The organism is Pseudomonas sp. MWU13-2100, assembly GCF_023242365.1.
In the GTDB taxonomy this organism is placed as follows: Bacteria; Pseudomonadota; Gammaproteobacteria; order Pseudomonadales; family Pseudomonadaceae; genus Aquipseudomonas.
Window position 1 is genome coordinate 1 of record NZ_JALLIX010000122.1, and the last position, 895, is coordinate 895.

The window sequence follows — 895 nt, forward strand, 5'->3', positions numbered from 1 at the left end:
AGTTGGGCGAGTCGTTCCCGCTCCAGTGAGGTGATCACTCCATGATCCGAGTCGCGTAATGTGTCGACGCTGGGCATCGTCCAAGTGAAGCGGCCACACCAACGGCGGTTTTGGATGCATTCGCAAAGCACTTCGCTGTGTTCAGGGCAGACCACCACACCTGGGTACTGGTGGAGCAGGTGCCAATACGAAACTCCGTATAAGACCACGTCGCGCACCATGCAGGACGGACACGCTCGCAGAGGATGATCCGCACCAAATCCCCCACAAACAAGACCGAGCTGATACTTCAGCGGTCCGATTGATGGGCTTCTGATTTGAGCAAGCGCCTCAGCGACTGACCTATCCGACTGAAAAGGTGCGAAGAACGGGAAAATCGTGTGGTGCTCGATGATGGAGATGGCTCTCCCCCAACGGCCAGCGGTGTTCAGCTCAAAAGCATCCAGGCCACAGGGCAAGTCGTGCTTGATGCTCTGCTCTGAGAGACTGAACAACTGCTCGGTAGTCGCGGCTGGGCTGAGGTGGCCAGATAGGAAATGCAGGCGACTGCAAAGACTGAAGAAGGTTTCTCCCGGTAGCCAAGCGGGGTAAGCACATAAACAGGAGGCATCCATGGGCGCCTTTCCATTCGAGTTCGTGCTCGGGGAAGCAAAAACGTGCTGTGGATAACTTATTGTAGCTCGACGGGAGTTGTGGATAGTCTGTTTGGAATTAACAGACAGCGCAGATATTCAGCAATGCCATAGCAATGTGGATAACTTTCAAGTTATCCAACGAAAAGCAATTGAAACCTTTTGCACACACAAACCACGAGAAACTTTCGCTATATCAAGCAGCTATGGGAGGTGACCGGAATCTTGTGTGCGCTTTTCAAAAACTTTTATGGTTGTCAATG

The 895-nt window shown here is 52.5% G+C and carries 1 protein-coding gene; it reads right to left on the reverse strand.

Features of this window, described 5'->3' with window-relative positions; genetic code table 11:
- A partial coding sequence (locus M5B99_RS29620) for a TniQ family protein (RefSeq protein WP_248807459.1) occupies window positions 1–614 on the reverse strand: 614 nt, incomplete at its 3' end.
- Window positions 615–895: the final 281 nt, after the last annotated feature.